The sequence below is a fragment of the Mesorhizobium sophorae genome (genome assembly GCF_002270415.1).
Taxonomy (GTDB): domain Bacteria; phylum Pseudomonadota; class Alphaproteobacteria; order Rhizobiales; family Rhizobiaceae; genus Mesorhizobium; species Mesorhizobium sophorae.
In genome coordinates, this window is sequence record NZ_NNRI01000007.1 from 1,416,205 (window position 1) to 1,431,237 (window position 15,033).

At 64.3% G+C, this 15,033-nt stretch carries 15 protein-coding genes; 5 read left to right on the forward strand and 10 right to left on the reverse strand.

Translation table 11 applies throughout. The annotated features are described in order from the left end of the window. Positions 1–27 precede the first annotated feature (27 nt). A complete protein-coding gene (locus CGZ66_RS11305) occupies positions 28–915 on the reverse strand; it encodes a LysR family transcriptional regulator (protein WP_095084402.1) in 888 nt (295 codons plus the stop codon). Between the two features lie 103 nt (positions 916–1,018). Between CGZ66_RS11305 and bla the strand changes: the two genes are divergently transcribed. Continuing rightward, entirely contained in the window at positions 1,019–1,906 is an 888-nt protein-coding gene (gene bla / locus CGZ66_RS11310; RefSeq protein WP_095084403.1) for a class A beta-lactamase, read from the forward strand. A gap of 42 nt (positions 1,907–1,948) precedes the next feature. On the opposite strand, the gene CGZ66_RS11315 is transcribed toward bla, so the two are convergent. From CGZ66_RS11315 to CGZ66_RS11355, 9 genes are all read right to left on the reverse strand, one after another. Next, on the reverse strand, positions 1,949–3,457 hold the full coding sequence (locus tag CGZ66_RS11315) for an aldehyde dehydrogenase family protein (RefSeq protein WP_095084090.1): 1,509 nt from the start codon (positions 3,455–3,457) through the stop codon (positions 1,949–1,951). A 20-nt stretch (positions 3,458–3,477) separates the two neighbouring features. Continuing rightward, positions 3,478–3,822, reverse strand: coding sequence for a cupin domain-containing protein (locus CGZ66_RS11320; RefSeq protein ID WP_095084091.1), 345 nt, complete (start codon positions 3,820–3,822; stop codon positions 3,478–3,480). Positions 3,823–3,850: 28 nt separating this feature from the next. Continuing rightward, complete coding sequence (locus CGZ66_RS11325; RefSeq protein WP_095084092.1) at positions 3,851–4,192, reverse strand: cupin domain-containing protein; 342 nt, start codon at positions 4,190–4,192, stop codon at positions 3,851–3,853. An 18-nt stretch (positions 4,193–4,210) separates the two neighbouring features. Then, the gene (locus CGZ66_RS11330; RefSeq protein WP_095084093.1) at positions 4,211–4,561 is read right to left on the reverse strand and encodes a cupin domain-containing protein; all 351 of its coding nucleotides are present in this window, start codon (positions 4,559–4,561) and stop codon (positions 4,211–4,213) included. Beyond that, positions 4,558–5,832 carry a glycosyltransferase gene (locus CGZ66_RS11335; protein ID WP_095084094.1) on the reverse strand — a complete coding sequence of 425 codons (1,275 nt, stop codon included), beginning with the start codon at positions 5,830–5,832 and terminating at the stop codon, positions 4,558–4,560. The genes CGZ66_RS11330 and CGZ66_RS11335 overlap by 4 nt, the downstream gene beginning before the upstream one ends. Before the next feature lie 12 nt (positions 5,833–5,844). Then, positions 5,845–6,918: an ABC transporter ATP-binding protein gene (locus CGZ66_RS11340; RefSeq protein ID WP_095084095.1), complete on the reverse strand. Its 1,074-nt coding sequence runs from the start codon at positions 6,916–6,918 to the stop codon at positions 5,845–5,847. After that, positions 6,915–7,709: an ABC transporter permease gene (locus tag CGZ66_RS11345; RefSeq protein ID WP_095084096.1), complete on the reverse strand. Its 795-nt coding sequence runs from the start codon at positions 7,707–7,709 to the stop codon at positions 6,915–6,917. The genes CGZ66_RS11340 and CGZ66_RS11345 overlap by 4 nt, the downstream gene beginning before the upstream one ends. Further along, positions 7,702–8,544: an ABC transporter permease gene (locus CGZ66_RS11350; protein WP_095084097.1), complete on the reverse strand. Its 843-nt coding sequence runs from the start codon at positions 8,542–8,544 to the stop codon at positions 7,702–7,704. The genes CGZ66_RS11345 and CGZ66_RS11350 overlap by 8 nt, the downstream gene beginning before the upstream one ends. A gap of 99 nt (positions 8,545–8,643) precedes the next feature. Then, on the reverse strand, positions 8,644–9,711 hold the full coding sequence (locus tag CGZ66_RS11355) for a polyamine ABC transporter substrate-binding protein (protein ID WP_095084404.1): 1,068 nt from the start codon (positions 9,709–9,711) through the stop codon (positions 8,644–8,646). 230 nt (positions 9,712–9,941) lie between these two features. Here CGZ66_RS11355 and CGZ66_RS11360 point away from each other — a divergent pair, with 230 nt between their 5' ends. Genes CGZ66_RS11360 through CGZ66_RS11375 form a run of 4 tightly spaced genes read left to right on the forward strand, consistent with a single transcriptional unit; the run spans position 9,942 to position 14,848 of the window. Further along, the gene (locus tag CGZ66_RS11360; protein ID WP_095084098.1) at positions 9,942–10,880 is read left to right on the forward strand and encodes a GntR family transcriptional regulator; all 939 of its coding nucleotides are present in this window, start codon (positions 9,942–9,944) and stop codon (positions 10,878–10,880) included. Positions 10,881–10,890: 10 nt separating this feature from the next. Further along, the gene (locus CGZ66_RS11365; RefSeq protein ID WP_095084099.1) at positions 10,891–12,174 is read left to right on the forward strand and encodes a nucleotide disphospho-sugar-binding domain-containing protein; all 1,284 of its coding nucleotides are present in this window, start codon (positions 10,891–10,893) and stop codon (positions 12,172–12,174) included. 5 nt (positions 12,175–12,179) lie between these two features. Further along, entirely contained in the window at positions 12,180–13,559 is a 1,380-nt protein-coding gene (locus tag CGZ66_RS11370) for a type I glutamate--ammonia ligase (protein ID WP_095084405.1), read from the forward strand. Then, a complete protein-coding gene (locus CGZ66_RS11375) occupies positions 13,559–14,848 on the forward strand; it encodes an NAD(P)/FAD-dependent oxidoreductase (RefSeq protein ID WP_095084100.1) in 1,290 nt (429 codons plus the stop codon). The genes CGZ66_RS11370 and CGZ66_RS11375 overlap by 1 nt, the downstream gene beginning before the upstream one ends. Positions 14,849–15,033: the final 185 nt, after the last annotated feature.

Genomic DNA, 15,033 nt, shown 5'->3' on the forward strand with positions numbered 1-15,033 from the left:
GTTGGTGCAATTCCGGACGGAAAATCGCTACACGCGTTTCCTGGAATTGCACTCCGTCTCGGCCTTCAACCAGTCGGCAAATATCGTCATTGCCTGCGAGTTCTGGCGCCGGCGCCGCGCCGACAGCCAGTAACGGCCGACGTCGACGGTGCAGTCGAAAGGCTGCACCAGCTCAGCCGAACAGAGCTCGCGGCTGAACATCGAAATCGGCAGCAGCGCCACTCCGGCGCCCTGGACGGCAGCGTTCGCCATGGTGACCGATGAGTCGAAGACGATGCCCTTGATCGGCGGGCAATGGCAGCCTGCCGTCTCGAACCAGCACAGCCATTCGTCTTCCCGGTAGGAACACAGCAGCGTTTCGCGCGCGAGATCGGAAGGGTCGCGCAGACGCGCGGCGATGTCGGGGGTGCAGGCCGGCGAGAAGCCACCTGGCAGCAGCGGCGTGTTCTCGGTGCCCTGCCAGGAGCCATCGCCGAAGCGGATGGCAAAGTCGAGACCGTCGGCGGCGAGATTGACCCGGTTGTTGTTGGTCGAGATGCGCAGCTCGATGTCCGGATAGGCCTGGTGAAATGCCGGCAATCTGGGGATCAGCCATCCTGACGCAAAAGTCCCGACGACACCGACGGTGACGATGTCGTTGAAGCGGCCGCCCTCGAAGCGGTCGAGCGTGACGCTGATCCTGTTGAAGGCATCGCTCAGCACGGGCAGCAGGGCTTCGCCTTCCTCGCTCAAAGCGAGGCCGTGCGGCAATCGGCGAAAAAGCCTGATGCCGAGGACCTCTTCGAGGCCCTTGATCTGATGGCTGACGGCAGCCTGGGTGACGCGCAGTTCGAGACCGGCGCCGGTGAAACTGAGATGCCTTGCGGAGGCCTCGAAGGCGCGCAAGCCATTCAACGGGAGGTGCGATCGCTTCATCATCCAGCCCTAATTTTTCTTATGGCGGGGGCGATGTTTACTCGTTTGCGATGGCGCCGGATTCGGTCCAGTTCTGCTGCGCGGGGCGACAGAGAGTGTGGACATGACAAGCAGACGCAGTTTCATCAGTGGTCTCGCGGTGGTTTTGACGGCCCCGGTTGGTGCCATCGCGAAGGCGGCAACGAGCCCGACAAAATTTGATGGGGTCTTGCCGAAAATAAGGCGGATCGAGGCGAAAAGCGGCGGCCGGCTCGGCGTGTCCTGCCGGATCTCCGGAACGACCGCGCAATTCGGCTATCGCCAGGGCGAGCTGTTCCCCATGTGCAGCACCTTCAAGGCACTCGCGGCGGCGTTCATCCTGCATCGGGTCGATGGCGGCATCGAGCAGCTCGACCGCAGCATCAAGATCCCGCACGACGCCGTCATCGCGAACTCTCCGACGACCAAGAAACATGCCGGCGGCGAGATGACGGTGGCGCAGCTTTGCGAGGCCGCCGTGACAGTCAGCGACAACGGGGCGGCCAATCTGTTGTTGGAGTCGTTTGGCGGGCCGGCGCAGCTGACAGCCTATCTGCGTTCGATAGGCGACAAGGTGACCAGGCTGGACCGGATCGAACCGGAGCTGAACGAGTCGCTGCCGGGCGACGCGCGCGACACGACCTCGCCGCTGGCCATGACCGGCAATTTTGAACGGCTGACGATCGGCAACAGCCTGTCGGAGAAGGGCCGGGTGCAGCTTGTCGATTGGCTGGTGGCGAACAAGACCGGCGACGAGCGCATAAGGGCGGCACTGCCGAAAGGCTGGACATGTGGCGACAAGACCGGAACCGGCGCGCACGGCAGCACCAACGACGCGGCCGTCATCTGGCCGGCTTCCGGCAACCCGATTTTGATGTCGGTCTATCTGACGGGCACGAAACAGAGCCTGGCCAAACGCAACGCCGTCATTGCCGCTGTCTCGCACGCGTTGGTCGAAGCGATCGCGGCGTAAATGTTTGTATCGAGCGGCGCGGTGTTTGCCGCGCCGCTGCCTTCATACATGCTTGCGGCCACCGGTCTCGCGGAACCAGCTGTCGGGGTAGGGATACCACCAGTCCTGGATCGTCGGTTTGTGGTCGATAATCACCATCTTCGAGCGGCGGAAGGCGTCGAGGCCCTGGCGGCCAAGTTCGCGGCCGAGGCCCGAAGCCTTCCAGCCGCCGAAGGGCAAGGCGTCATTGTCGATCAGCGGGTTGTTGACCCAGACCATGCCGGCCTCGAGCCGCTCGGCGGCCTCATGCGCCTCGGCCAGATCGGTGGTGAACACCGAGGCGCCAAGCCCGAACGGGCTGTCATTGGCAAGCCGGATCGCCTCGTCGAAATCCCGGACACGGCAGATCGCGGCGACCGGCCCGAAACACTCCTCGCGCACGATCGCCATATCAGGGGTGACACCGGTCAGGATCGTTGGCTCGTAGAACCAGCCTGTGTTGTGTGCGGGCGGGATGCGCCCGCCGGTGACCGCCCTGGCACCGTTGCGAATAGCATCGTCAACGAGGCGCATCACTTTCGCCCGCGCGCCTTCGCTGACCAGCGGGCCGATCTCGGTCTTGTCCATGCCGTTGCCGATGCGCAGCGCGCGTGTCCTTTCGGCGAACAGGTCGACAAAGCGGTCATGCACGGCGTCGACGACGAAGAAGCGCTCGGCCGAGGTGCAGACCTGGCCGGTGAGGTGGAAGGCGGCGGTGACGCTGCCGGCCGCGGCGACATCGAGCGGGGCGTGTTGGCTGATGATCAGCGGATCGCTGCCGCCGGCTTCGATGACGCAAGGCTTCATGCGTTCGGCACAGGCCACCGCCACCGCCTTGCCGGCGGCGACCGAGCCGGTGAAGGCGACAGCATGGGTGCGGTCGGAAACGATCAGCGCCTGCGCGGTGGCAGCGCCGCCGGGCAGGCAGGAGACCAGCCCCTCCGGCAGCGAGCGGAACATGGTCATGTAGTCGAGCGTCGACAGCGTCGTCGCCTCGGCCGGCTTGATGACGCAGGCGTTGCCGGCGGCGAGCGATGCCGCAACAGTCCAGCACATCAGCAGGATCGGGAAGTTGTAAGGCATGATGTGGACGGAGACGCCATAGGGCTCGTAACGCGCATACTGGAAGGAACCGGCCTGCGTCGTGCCGGCGATCTTGCCGGCATCGTCGCGCGCCATCTCGGCATAGTAGCGGAAGATCGGCGCGCAGTTGGCGATCTCACCGATGGCTTCCGGATAGGGCTTGCCCATCTCGCGCACCATCAGCTCGGCGCAATGCGTGAAGTCGGCCGCTTCGATGGCATTGGCGACGGCATGGAGGTGCTTGGCGCGGCTCTTGGCGTCGAGCCTTTTCCAGGCGGCCTGCGCCTTGGTCGCGGCGGTCAGCGCGGCGTCGATCTCGCCATCGCTGGCCGACGCGATAGCCCCAACTGTCTCCAGCGTTGCCGGATCGATCACCGGTTTGTTCGCAGCGGTCATCGGCCGGTAGTCCGGATTGACGAAGTAGGTCGGCCGGTCAGGGGCGAAATGCATGGATATCCTCTCGGACCCGCTCAGCGGATCATGTAGACCTTCTTGATCGTCTCATGGACGGTGCAGACGCCTTTCCAGTCCTGCGGAAAGAACGCCGCCGTGTCCGGCTCGATCTCGATGATCTCGCCGGATTCATGGACATAGGTGCAGCGGCCCTCGAGGAAGTGGCAGAACTCGTCGCGGGTGACGTGGCAGTGCCATTTGCCTGGCGTGCACACCCACAGGCCACATTCGGAACGGCCTTCAGGCCCTTTGTACAGCAGCTTGCCCGAAGTGTGGGATTCGCCCTCGATCATAGTCGGGATGACGCCCCAGTCGACGAGGTCGGTAATAGTGAGCGGGGACTTCATGATCGGTGTTGTCATATCGATTTTCCCTAGGTGGCATTGGTGCTCACCGGCACATGAAGGCCTTGGTCAGCGTTTCGGTGATGATGGAGATGCCGGTCCAGCCGGCCGGGAAGAACACAAGCGTGCCGGCCTCGACCGGAACCTCTTCGCCGTTCTCATGGACATAGCTGCCGCTTCCCGACAGGAAATGGCAGAACTCGTCGGCCTGGAAGGTGACTTTCCGCGTGCCCGATGTGCACGACCACAGGCCGCATTCGCTCGATCCGTCCGGGTTCTGCGACAGGGTCTTGCCCGAGGCGCGCGGCGAGCCGGCTAGCGTGTTGCTGCCCGCGCCCCAATCCTCCAGGTCCACGGTCGAGGCGTTTTGCCAGTGTGGTGTCGGCATGTTGTGAAACTCCGAGGATCAGGCCAGCATGTAGACGTTGCGCATGGTCTCATGCACGGTGCATTCGCCCGCCCAGCCGGCCGGGAACATGACCACGGTTCCAGCACTGACTTCTATCACTTCGCCGACATTCGACCTGTAGGTCGCGCGGCCGGCGACGAAATGGCACAATTCATCGCGCGGGATGCTAAGGCGCCAGTGGCCAGGCGTGCAGACCCAGATGCCGGATTCCGGCTGGTTGTTCGGCCCTTTGTGCACCAGCCTGCCGGTGGAATGGGACGCGCCGTCCAGCGCATCCGGCTGGGCACCCCAGTCGACGAGATCGGTGCGGGTCGAGGCCTGATGGAGGTGTGGTGCGGAGGAGGTCACAGCAGCGCCTCCAGCAACCCAGCTGCCTTTTCCGGGCCGTTCTGCGCGTGCATCTGCGCCGAGGTCTTTGCCAGCCTGGCCTTCATCGCCGGATCGGTCAGGCAGGCTTCGATCTTGGCGACGAGCTCGGCATCGTTCCAGTCGTAGCGCGGCATGCCGAAGCCGTGGCCGGTTTCCTCGACGCGGGTGGCGTTGTCGTGGCCGTCCCAGACATAGGGCATGATGATGGCCGGCTTACCGAAATAGAGGCACTCGGTGAATGAGTTGTTGCCGCCATGGTGGATCACCGCATCGACCTGCGGGATGACCGAGGGCTGCGGGAACCAGCTCTCGACGATGACGTTGCCGGGCACGTCCGTGTACTGGTCCTTGTAGCCGCCGACATTGACCAACGCCCGGTAGCGCGTCTTGCCCAGCGTCGCGATGATGCGCTTCAACAGGTCGACATCGCCGGCGCCGAGGCTGCCGAAGGAAACATAAAGCAGCGGTCCGTCATTGTTCTCGGCGAAGGTCGGCACCGTGTAGGGTTTTTCCTGTCGCACGCAGCCTTCGAGATACTGGAATTTTGCCGGATCGAGCGGATGGCGGCGCTTGAACTTTGCCGCCTCGGGATAAAGCAGCAGGTTCAGGTAGGGCGAGGCTTCGAAGAACTGGCCGATCGGATAGGGCGTCTCGATGTTGGCGGTGAGGAAGGCGTTGAAGTCGTCATGGATCGGCCTGATCACCGCGTTGAAATGGTCGCGGTAGCGCTGGTGGCCGGCATGGTCGTTCTCGCCGCAGCCGGAAAGATGTGGCGGGATGTCCTCATCCTCGATCTCGTTTTCCGAGCAGGAGATGACGCGCACCCAAGGCTTGCCGAACTGCTTGATCGCCGGGAACAGGATGACGTTGTCGACGCAGATGACGTCCGGCTTGATGTCAGCCAGAACGCGCGGCAGATCCTTCTGCGCCCATTTGGCGCTATCGACGATCGCCGTCCAGCAATCCTTGACGTAATTGTCGACCTGGTCATAAGGCGATTTGCGGAAATTCGGGATGTGGCCATTGATGAAGTCCTCCCAGAATTTGGCCATCTGCTCGGGCGGCATCGGCTCGGACAGATTCACCGGATGGGCTGCGAAGCCGTAGCCCTTGTAGACGTCGACGAAGCCAGGATCGGAGAGGAACACCGCCTTGTGCCCGCGCGCCTCGACCGCCTGGGCGATGCCGACGGAATTGAGCGCTGGGCCATAGGCCGCTTCGGGAAAAAACGCGATCGTCTTCTGCGCCATCAGGCTTCTCCTTCACTCTGCGAAAATTCTGACATCGGCGGCGTCCCAGCCGAGTTCGACCTGGTCGCCCGACGAGACCGGCCGGCGGTCCGCCGCATCGGCGGTGACGCGCACCAGGAATGGCTTTGGCGACAGGGGGGTTCGGACATGCAGCTGCAGGTCAAGCCCCTGATAGGCCAATGCCTCGACCGTGCCCGTGGTGCGGTTGGCGGTCTCCACTGACGGGAACAGCCGGATGCGCTCTGGCCGCACCGAAGCGACAGCGGACGCACCGGGCCCAAGCTTGGGGGGAACCTTGCCGGCGATCCGCGTGCCATTGCCGGCGAGCACGCCATCGGCGGCGGCCTTGCCCGGCACGAAATTCATCACGCCGATGAAGTCGGCGACGAAACGGTCGGCGGGATGCTCGTAGATTGCATGCGGGGTGTCGCATTGCAGCAACCGGCCGTCCTTGAGCACGGCCATGCGGTCGGCCATGACAAGCGATTCTTCCTGATCGTGGGTGACGATGACGAAGGTGATGCCGACCTCGTGCTGCAGGCGCTTCAATTCCAATTGCATGGCGCCGCGCAGCTTCTTGTCGAGGGCGCCGAGCGGCTCGTCGAGCAGCAGCAGCCGGGGCCGCTTGACCAGAGCCCGGGCGAGCGCAACACGCTGCTTCTGGCCGCCCGACAATTGCTCCGGCTTGCGGTCGGCGAAGGAAACGAGTTCGGTCGTCGCCAGGATGGCATCGACACGGGAGCGGATTTCGCTAGCCGGCAAACACTCCATTTCCAGGCCGTAGGACACATTGGCCCTGACGCTCATATGCGGAAACAGCGCGTAGGACTGGAACATCAGATTGACCGGCCGCTTGTTGGGCGGGGTCCTGGCGATGTCGCGGCCGTCCAGCAGGATGCGCCCGTCATTCGGCGTCTCGAAGCCGGCCAGCATGCGCAGCAGCGTGGTCTTGCCGCAGCCCGAAGGCCCGAGCAGGGCGAAGAACTCGTTCTCGCGGATGTCGAGGGAGATACCGTCGACAGCGGTCACGCGGCCGAAACTCTTTGACACATGATCGATGGCCAGCAGCGTGCGCGGTTCGCTCATTGGCCGATGACCCCTCGATTGAGCCGCTGCGACAAGGTCAGCGCGGTGATCGAGACCGCCATGACGATGGTCGCCAGCGCGTTGATCTCCGGCGTGATGCCGAAGCGGATCATTGCGTAGATCTGCATCGGCAGCGTGGTCGAGGCGCGCCCAGCGCCGGCGGTGAAGAAAGCGATGATGAACTCGTCGACCGACAGCGTGAAGGCAAGCAGCGCGCCGGCGATGACCGCCGGCAGGATGACCGGCAATGTCACCCGCCGGAAGGTGGTGACTGCGGAGGCGCCAAGGTCGGTGGACGCCTCGACGATCGACCAGTCGAAACTTTTCAGCCGGGCGCGCACCACCGAGCAGACGAAGGCGAGATTGAAGACGACATGGGCAAGAATGATTGTGTGCAGGCCCATGGTCAGGTTAAGCATGGAGAAGAACGACAGCAGCGCGATCGCCAGCACGATGTCGGGAATGATCATCGGCGCGAAGATCAGCGCTTCGAGACCCTTGCCATAATGCCGGCGCATCTCGACGCCGATCGCCAGCAACGTGCCGAGCAGCGTGGCGATGGCGGTCGAAACCAGTGCCACGATCAGCGTGTTGAGCGCGGCGGACAGGATCGCGGAATTGCCGGCCAGCGAGACATACCATTTCAGCGAAAAGCCCGACCACGCGGTCGGCAGACCGCCCTCGTTGAAGGACAGCGCCACCAGCACGGCAATCGGGATGTAGAGGAAGGCGAAGACCAGGCTCAGCACGAGCCAGAGCGTGCGCCGCGTGGCGGGAGAGCGCTCAGCCATCGGCGCCTCCGCTCACTTGCGCGGCGCGGCCCGAGGCGCGATCGGCGGCCAGCGCCTGCGCCATCAGCACCAGCAGCATGATGGCGATCAGCACCATGGCGAGCGCCGCGCCGAAGGGCCAGTCATTGGCGGTCAAGAACTGGTCGTAGACGAGATTGCCGATCATCTGGAATCGGCCACCGCCGAGCAGCGCAGGGGTGACGAAGTTGCCGATCGACAGCACGAAGACGAACACGGCGCCGGCGGCGATGCCGGGCACGGTCAGCGGCAGGATGACACGGCGAAAGGTGGTGATGGCCGAAGCGCCGAGGTCACGCGAAGCCTCGGCGAGTTCTGGGTTGAGACGCGACAGCGGTGCGTAGCAGGCGAGGATGACGAAGGGCAGGTAGTTGTAGACCAGGCCGGCGATGACGGCACCTTCGGTGTAGAGCATCGACGGCGGCTCGCCGGTGTAGCCGAACCAGCGCAGCAGCTGGGTGATCAGGCCCTCGCGGTTGAGCAGCACGATCCAGGCATAGGTGCGGATCAGATAGTTGGACCAGAACGGCAGCACGGCGAAGAACAGCAGCACCGGCTGCAGCCGGCGCGGCGCGGCTGATATGGCATAGGCGGCGGCATAGCCGATCACCACCGCGATCAGCGTCGCCGTGCCGGCGATGCGTGCAGATTTGAGGAAGATGCCGGCATAGAGCGGGTCGAAAACCAGCCCGAAATTCTCCAGCGTGAAGGTGTATTGGATGCCGCCATAGATGCCGCGTCGGAAGAAGGCGAGCGCCAGCACCAGCGCGCACGGCACGACCATCAGCGCGGTCAGCCAGACCAGCGCCGGGGCCATCAGCAAGGAGGAGCGAAGTCTGGTCTGGGACAATGTTTGGGTACCGCTCAAGGCCGGCAGCAGAAGCGCCGCCGGCCGTGATGTCTGGTTTGACGCTGCTTACTGCGCGGCCTTGATCTCGCTGACGATCTTCGAATAGTCGCGCTGGGCGTCGCCGACGTCACGCAGCTGCTCGAACTTGACGAGATCGGCCACCGGCATCGCCATGTTGGGGAATTTCGCCAGGAAATCGGCTGGCAGGCTTTCCATAGCCGGCTTGTTCGGCACCTTGTAATCGATGTTCTGCGCCGCCCAGGCATGGTTCTTGGCGTCGAGCATGAAGTTGATGAACTGGAAGGCCGCGTCCTTGTGTTCAGAAGCCTTCATCACCACCATCGTGTCGACCCACAGATCCGAGCCTTCCTTCGGGATCACGTATTTGATCTCGGGCTTCTCGGCGATGCCGTAGTTGCACCAGCCGTCCCATGCCTGCACCATCAACGCCTCCCCGGAAACCAGCTTCGAATAGAAGGTGGTGTCGTCATAGGCGAGCAGGGTCTTCTTGGCCGAGATCAGCAGGTCCTTGACCTCGGCCATCTTGGCCGGATCGGTCTCGTTGACCGAAAAACCCTTGTCGAGCTGGCCGGCGGCGAGCAGCCAGCGGTCGGTCGCCAGCATGGTGGTCTTGCCCTTGAGGTCGTCGGAGGGCGCGAGAAGGTCGCTCCAGCTGGTCGGCGCCACCTTCACCAGGTCGGAGCGGTAGCAGAGGCCTGTCGTGCCCCAGGTGTAGGGGACTGAAAAGGTGTTGCCGACATCATGCGGCAGCTTGGTCGCTTCAGGGTAGAGGTTGGCGAGGTTGGGCACCTTGGCGTGGTCGATCGGCTCGGTCAGGCCGAGCTTGTTCAGCACCTCGGCGAAGGGCGAGGAGACGAAGACCACGTCATAGCCCTTGCCGCCGGCGGCGATGAGCTTGCCCATGATCTCTTCATTGGTGGCATGAACAACCACTTCGCCGGCGACGCCGGTGGCGGTCTTGAAGGCAGCCATGGCGTCGGGCGCCATGTAGCCGTCCCAGTTGGAAATGACCAGGTCGGCCGCAGCCGCGGGTGCGGCCAGCGCCAAGGCCAGGCCAAGTGCGATTGACGGCATCTTCAGCGAACGGTGCCGCAAGAGAGTGGTGGCGGTCATGACAGGTTCCCCATTCTGGTTGATCGTCGAATTCATTCGCCGGCTGCGACCCATGCCGCCGCCTCGATCCTGTTCCCTCGGTCTTTTTTGTGCCGATTGTCCTGACAGTACTATTGCAGAAAAAAGTACGTCAATCCATAATTTGCCAAGCGACCGTGGAATCTGGCCGATTGCGTCCGTGGGGCCGATCGGTCAAAGCATATAGGTCATGTCCGTTCACGAGCATTGTCATGCAAGCCGCCGCCCGACGACCCCGCACCAACCACCTCGACCTGGCGCAGCGCATCCTGGATGTGGCCCGGCAGCGCGGTTTCGAACCCGGCGCACGCCTGCCGGAACAGCAGATCGCCTCGCTGTGCAATGTGTCGCGCACGCCGGTACGGGCGGCGCTTAGCCTGCTTATGGAACAGGGCGTTGTGCGTTGGGAGGCGGATTCCGGCTATTACCTTGCCGTCGACCTCACGAGCCAGCCGGCCGTTGCCGCTGAATTGCCGCCTACCGAGGAGGACGAACTCGCCGAGGCGATTCTGCGCGACCGGTCGGCGCGGCGGCTGGACCAGACGGTGACCGTCGCCGGGTTGATGCGGCGGTACAATGCTGAACGCAAGACGGTACTAAAATCGCTTAACAGACTAACGGAAGAGAATCTGCTCGACCGTGCGCCCGGCCAGTCCTGGCTCTTCCGCCGCGCGCCTGACGACCCGGAGGCGCAGGGCGAAAGCTATGAGTACCGCTTGCTGCTGGAGCCCGCCGCCATCCTGACCCCCGGCTTCCGGCTTGGCGGCGCACGCGCAGCGGCCCTGCGCCAGGGCATGGAAGCGCTGTCGGCGCTGCCGGACGCCGCATTCGACACACGCGAGTTCCAGCGGCTGGACATCGATTTTCACGGCATGCTGGCGGAGGGCTCCGCCAATCGCTTCGTGGCCGACGCGCTGGCCGATCATCTCAGGCTGCGCCGGCTGCCGGGCATCTATGCCGGCGTCAACGTCTTCCGGCTGCGGCAATCGCTGCGTGAGCACCTGAACATACTCGACCATCTTGAAAGCCGGCAGTATGAGGTGGCGGCCGATCTGCTTCGCATTCACCTGCGGCTCTCCCGCAACCAGCGACCGCAAGCGGCCAGTCGCGGGGCGCCCGCCCTGTTCGGCATGATCAGCCGGCCGGAATGACGAGGATTAATTGACGCGAAAAGCCAGCCCGACCATCGCGCTGTTTCCCGAAGCGAGTTTCGGCGCGGCGTTGAATTGCGTCGGCATCGCGCAGGCGCTGCGGGCGAAAGGCGCACGGCCTGTCTTCATCTGTCATGCCGGCTTCTCCGGCGTCTTTGCCGACTATGGTTTTCAGGAATACCAGCTGCCTACCGACGAGCCGCTGAGCGACAGCGAACGGCAGAGCTACTGGCAGGCCTTCGTGCGCAGGCATCTGCCGCATTTCAGGCTGAGCCCGATCGACCAGCTCGAAACCTATGTCGCGCCGACCTGGCAAGCGATCGTCGACACCGCGGTCAACGCCGAAGCGCCGCTGCGCCAGTTGCTGGCGCGGCTGAAGCCGGACGCTGTGGTGCTCGACAACGTCATCATGTTCCCGGCGATCGCGGCCGCCGGCTGCCCGTGGGTGCGTGTCGTCTCCTGCGCCGAGACCGAGCTTCCGGACGCGCGGGTGCCCCCCTATCTGTCTGGGCTTGGCGCCGACGACCCGCAACGCGCGGCGTTCGAGGCCCGCTATCTCAAGGCCTCGGCGCCCGCGCATGACCGCTTCAACCGCTTTCGGACGGATGCCGGCCTGGCGCCGCTGCCGAAGGGCCTGTTTCTCGAAGCCTCGCCAGACCTCAACCTTTTGCTGACGCCGACGATCGTGCGCCGCGAACGCGCCGAGCCGCTCGACCCGGACCGGTTCGTCTATCTGGAAGGCTGCGTGCGTTCGGAAGGGCCGTTCGCAGTGCCTGTGTTCCCGCGCAATGAGGGGCCGTTGGTCTATCTCAGCTTCGGCAGTCTCGGCGCCATGGATGTCGGCCTGATCGAGCGCATGCTGGCCGTGTTCGACAGGCTGCCGGCCCGCTTCATCGTCAATGCCGGCGGCCTGCGCGACGCCTATCGCGCTGTGCCGGACAATGTCTATCTCGACGCCTGGTTTCCGCAGCCGTCGGTGGTTGCGAAATCAGACCTGTTCATCCATCACGGCGGCAATAACAGCTTTTGCGAAGCGCTGCGCTTCGGCGTGCCGTCGCTGATCATGCCCTATTGCTGGGACGGGCACGACAATGCCCGACGCGCCGCGGAAACCGGCGTTGGCGACCATATCGGCCGTGATGCCTGGACCGAAGGAGTATTGGAGAAAGCCATTCTCGGCCTGCTGGCCGATGACGCAATGCGCGCCCGCCTCAGGGACAATGCAGCCCATATGGCGCTGAAACCCGGAACGGATGTGGCCGCGCAAGCCATACTCTCTGTGATACGGACATGAACGAAATGCCTGACATGAACACGAATACTTCCCTCTCCAGCGGCAACGATCCCAAGGCCTGGCTGACCCAGCACGGCATCAACGAAGTCGAGTGCCTGGTGCCTGACATGAACGGGGTCCTGCGCGGCAAGGCCTTGCCGGCAGCCAAGTTCCTCAAGGCGCTGGAGGACCGCGCGCTCTACCTGCCGAGCAGCGCCTTTCTGGTCAGCATCGACGGCCGCTACACCGGTTCGATCGACGAGGGTTTTGCCTACTCGGACCCGGACATGCGCATGGTGCCGGATGTTTCGACGCTCACCCTGGCGCCCGGCGCCGGTGCAGGCAAGGCCTATGTCTTCGCCGATGCCTTTCACATGGACGACCGGCCATGGATGGCCTCGCCACGCCATGTGCTGAGAGCCGTGCTCGACCTCTACCGTCAGCGCGGTTGGCGGGCGGTGGTGGCGCCGGAGCTCGAATTCTACCTGACCGCGCCCAATCCCGATCCCGACCGGCCGCTGACGGCACCGGTCGGCGGCAATGGCCGCGCCGAGAGCGTGCAGCATCCCTACGATATGGCGGCACTGGAGGAGTTCGAGCCGGTGGTCCGCCGCATCTATGACTATGCGGCGGCATCCGGACTGCCGCTCGACACGCTGATCCATGAATCGGGTACGGCGCAGCTGGAGATCAACTTCCTGCATGGCGACGCGCTGCCGCTGGCCGACAAGGTGCTGCTGTTCAAGCGGTTGACGCGCCAGGCCGCCCAACAGAGCGGCATGCATGCCACCTTCATGGCCAAGCCGATCGCGGCACAGGCGGGGAGCTCGATGCATCTGCACATGTCGGTCATCGACGAGGCCGGCAACACGCTGTTTGCCGGCAGCGACGATGCCGACACCGAAATGTTCGGCCATTTCATCGGCGGCCTGCAGAAATATGTCCCGGAGATCATGCCGCTGTTTGCGCCCAACGTGAACTCGTTCCGTCGCATCCGGCCGAACCACAGCGCGCCGGCCAACATCGAATGGTCGCACGACAACCGCTCCTGTGGCCTGCGGGTGCCGGCTGGTGGCCGCGCCGCGCGGCGGGTGGAGAACCGGTTGCCGGGTGCGGATTCCAATCCCTATCTGGCGATCGCCGGTTCGCTCCTCGCGGGCTATCTCGGCGTCGAGCAGAAGCTGGCGCGGTCGGCCGAGGCGTCGGGCAATGCCTACAAGATCAAAAGCACGCTGCCGAAAACCATGGAGGAGGCGCTGGATCGTTTCACCGCTTGCGACCCAGTGCGGGAACTGCTCGGCGAGGACTTCTTCCAGACCTATCTGCGCGTCAAGAGCGTCGAGCTCGACCTGTTCCAGGGCGTGGTGACGAGCTGGGAACGCGACCACCTGCTGCTGAAGGTGTAATGATGGGCTTCAATTCCGGTTTGGATATCGGCAAATCCTACTATGTCGCGACGGCAAATCCGTCGCCGGACCATCCCGCCCTGCAGGGCGATGTCGACGCCGACCTGGTTGTCGTCGGCGGCGGCTGCACCGGCCTGTCGGCGGCCCTTCACGCTGCCGAGCGCGGCCTGAAGGTGGTGCTGCTCGAAGGCGGCAAGATCGGCTGGGGCGCTTCCGGCCGCAATGGCGGCCAGATGATCCCCGGCCTGCGCAAGGGCGCCAAGGGCCTGGTCAAGCTCTACGGGCCCGAGCGGGCAAAGGTCCTGTTCGACCTCGCCTTCGAGGCACGCGGGCTGGTGCTCGACATCATCGAGCGCCACGCCATCGATTGCGATCTCAGGCTGACCGGCCATCTGGTCGGGGCGGTCAATGGGTCCGACCTTAGGGATCTCGAGGAAGAGGCGGAGTGCCTGGCCACGGTGATGAAGTTCCCGCATGCCGAAATCCTGTCGGCGGCGGAAGCCCGCCGCAAGGTCGACACGCCCTATCACGGCGCGATGTACGAGCCGCTTGGCGGCCACATGCATCCGCTGAACTACACGCTCGGCCTCGCCCGCGCGGCGGCCGCGGCCGGTGTCACCATTCATGAGAATTCGGTCGCCGTGCGGCTGGAGCGCGAGCCTTCGATCCGGGTCTCGACGGCCAAGGGGTCGGTCCGGGCAAAACACGTCGTGCTGGCGGGCGATGCACTGCTCAACGGATTGGAGCCGCGCGTCAACAGCCGCATCATGCCGGTCGGCAACTACATCGTCGCCACCGAGCCGCTGGGGGGCAAACGCAATGTCATCCCGGCCAATGTCGCGGTGTCCGACACCCGCTTCGTCGTCAACTACTACCGCATGTCGGCGGACGGGCGCTTGCTGTTCGGTGGCGGCGAGCGCTACACGCCGTCGCCGCCGGCCGACATTGCCGGCTTTGTGCGGCCGCATATGGAAAAGACCTTCCCGCAACTTCAAGGCTGCCGCATCGATCATGCCTGGGGCGGGCTGGTGTCGGTGACGACGTCGCGGCTGCCGCATGTCGGGCACTATGGCGAGGTCTATTTCGCGCATGGCTATTCCGGCAAGGGCGTCATCCTGTCGACGCTGTCGGGCAAGCTTTTGGCCGAGGCGATCACCGGTGACGCTTCGCGGCTCGACCTGTTCTCGACGCTCACGCCCATGCCGTTCCCCGGCGGCACGGCGTTGCGCGGTCCACTCTACGTGCTCGGCATGCTGTGGTACGCGATGCGCGACCGCATCAAGCATTGAGGGTGAGTACGCCGCAGCTACGCATCGAAGTTCGCGCCGCCCCTCACCTGCCTACCGGCATCCTCTCCCTGTATAGTGACGGGGAGAGGGGCGCTGTCATTTATGGTTTCGCCAATCGCCAGCGTCGCAAAAAGGCGTCGGCGTTGCGGCCAGCTACTTTCTCCCCGTCTCTATACGGGGAGAAA

Excerpts from the sequence above, each read along its gene's own strand:
- CGZ66_RS11375 (WP_095084100.1), top strand. The coding sequence starts at position 13,559 with ATGATGGGCTTCAATTCCGGTTTGGATATCGGCAAATCCTACTATGTC.
- CGZ66_RS11370 (WP_095084405.1), top strand. The coding sequence starts at position 12,180 with ATGCCTGACATGAACACGAATACTTCCCTCTCCAGCGGCAACGATCCC.
- bla (WP_095084403.1), top strand. The coding sequence starts at position 1,019 with ATGACAAGCAGACGCAGTTTCATCAGTGGTCTCGCGGTGGTTTTGACG.
- CGZ66_RS11315 (WP_095084090.1), bottom strand. The coding sequence starts at position 3,457 with ATGCATTTCGCCCCTGACCGGCCGACCTACTTCGTCAATCCGGACTAC.
- CGZ66_RS11325 (WP_095084092.1), bottom strand. The coding sequence starts at position 4,192 with ATGCCGACACCACACTGGCAAAACGCCTCGACCGTGGACCTGGAGGAT.
- CGZ66_RS11340 (WP_095084095.1), bottom strand. The coding sequence starts at position 6,918 with ATGAGCGAACCGCGCACGCTGCTGGCCATCGATCATGTGTCAAAGAGT.
- CGZ66_RS11345 (WP_095084096.1), bottom strand. The coding sequence starts at position 7,709 with ATGGCTGAGCGCTCTCCCGCCACGCGGCGCACGCTCTGGCTCGTGCTG.
- CGZ66_RS11360 (WP_095084098.1), top strand. The coding sequence starts at position 9,942 with ATGCAAGCCGCCGCCCGACGACCCCGCACCAACCACCTCGACCTGGCG.
- CGZ66_RS11350 (WP_095084097.1), bottom strand. The coding sequence starts at position 8,544 with ATGGCCCCGGCGCTGGTCTGGCTGACCGCGCTGATGGTCGTGCCGTGC.
- CGZ66_RS11335 (WP_095084094.1), bottom strand. The coding sequence starts at position 5,832 with ATGGCGCAGAAGACGATCGCGTTTTTTCCCGAAGCGGCCTATGGCCCA.
- CGZ66_RS11355 (WP_095084404.1), bottom strand. The coding sequence starts at position 9,711 with ATGACCGCCACCACTCTCTTGCGGCACCGTTCGCTGAAGATGCCGTCA.
- CGZ66_RS11305 (WP_095084402.1), bottom strand. The coding sequence starts at position 915 with ATGAAGCGATCGCACCTCCCGTTGAATGGCTTGCGCGCCTTCGAGGCC.
- CGZ66_RS11320 (WP_095084091.1), bottom strand. The coding sequence starts at position 3,822 with ATGACAACACCGATCATGAAGTCCCCGCTCACTATTACCGACCTCGTC.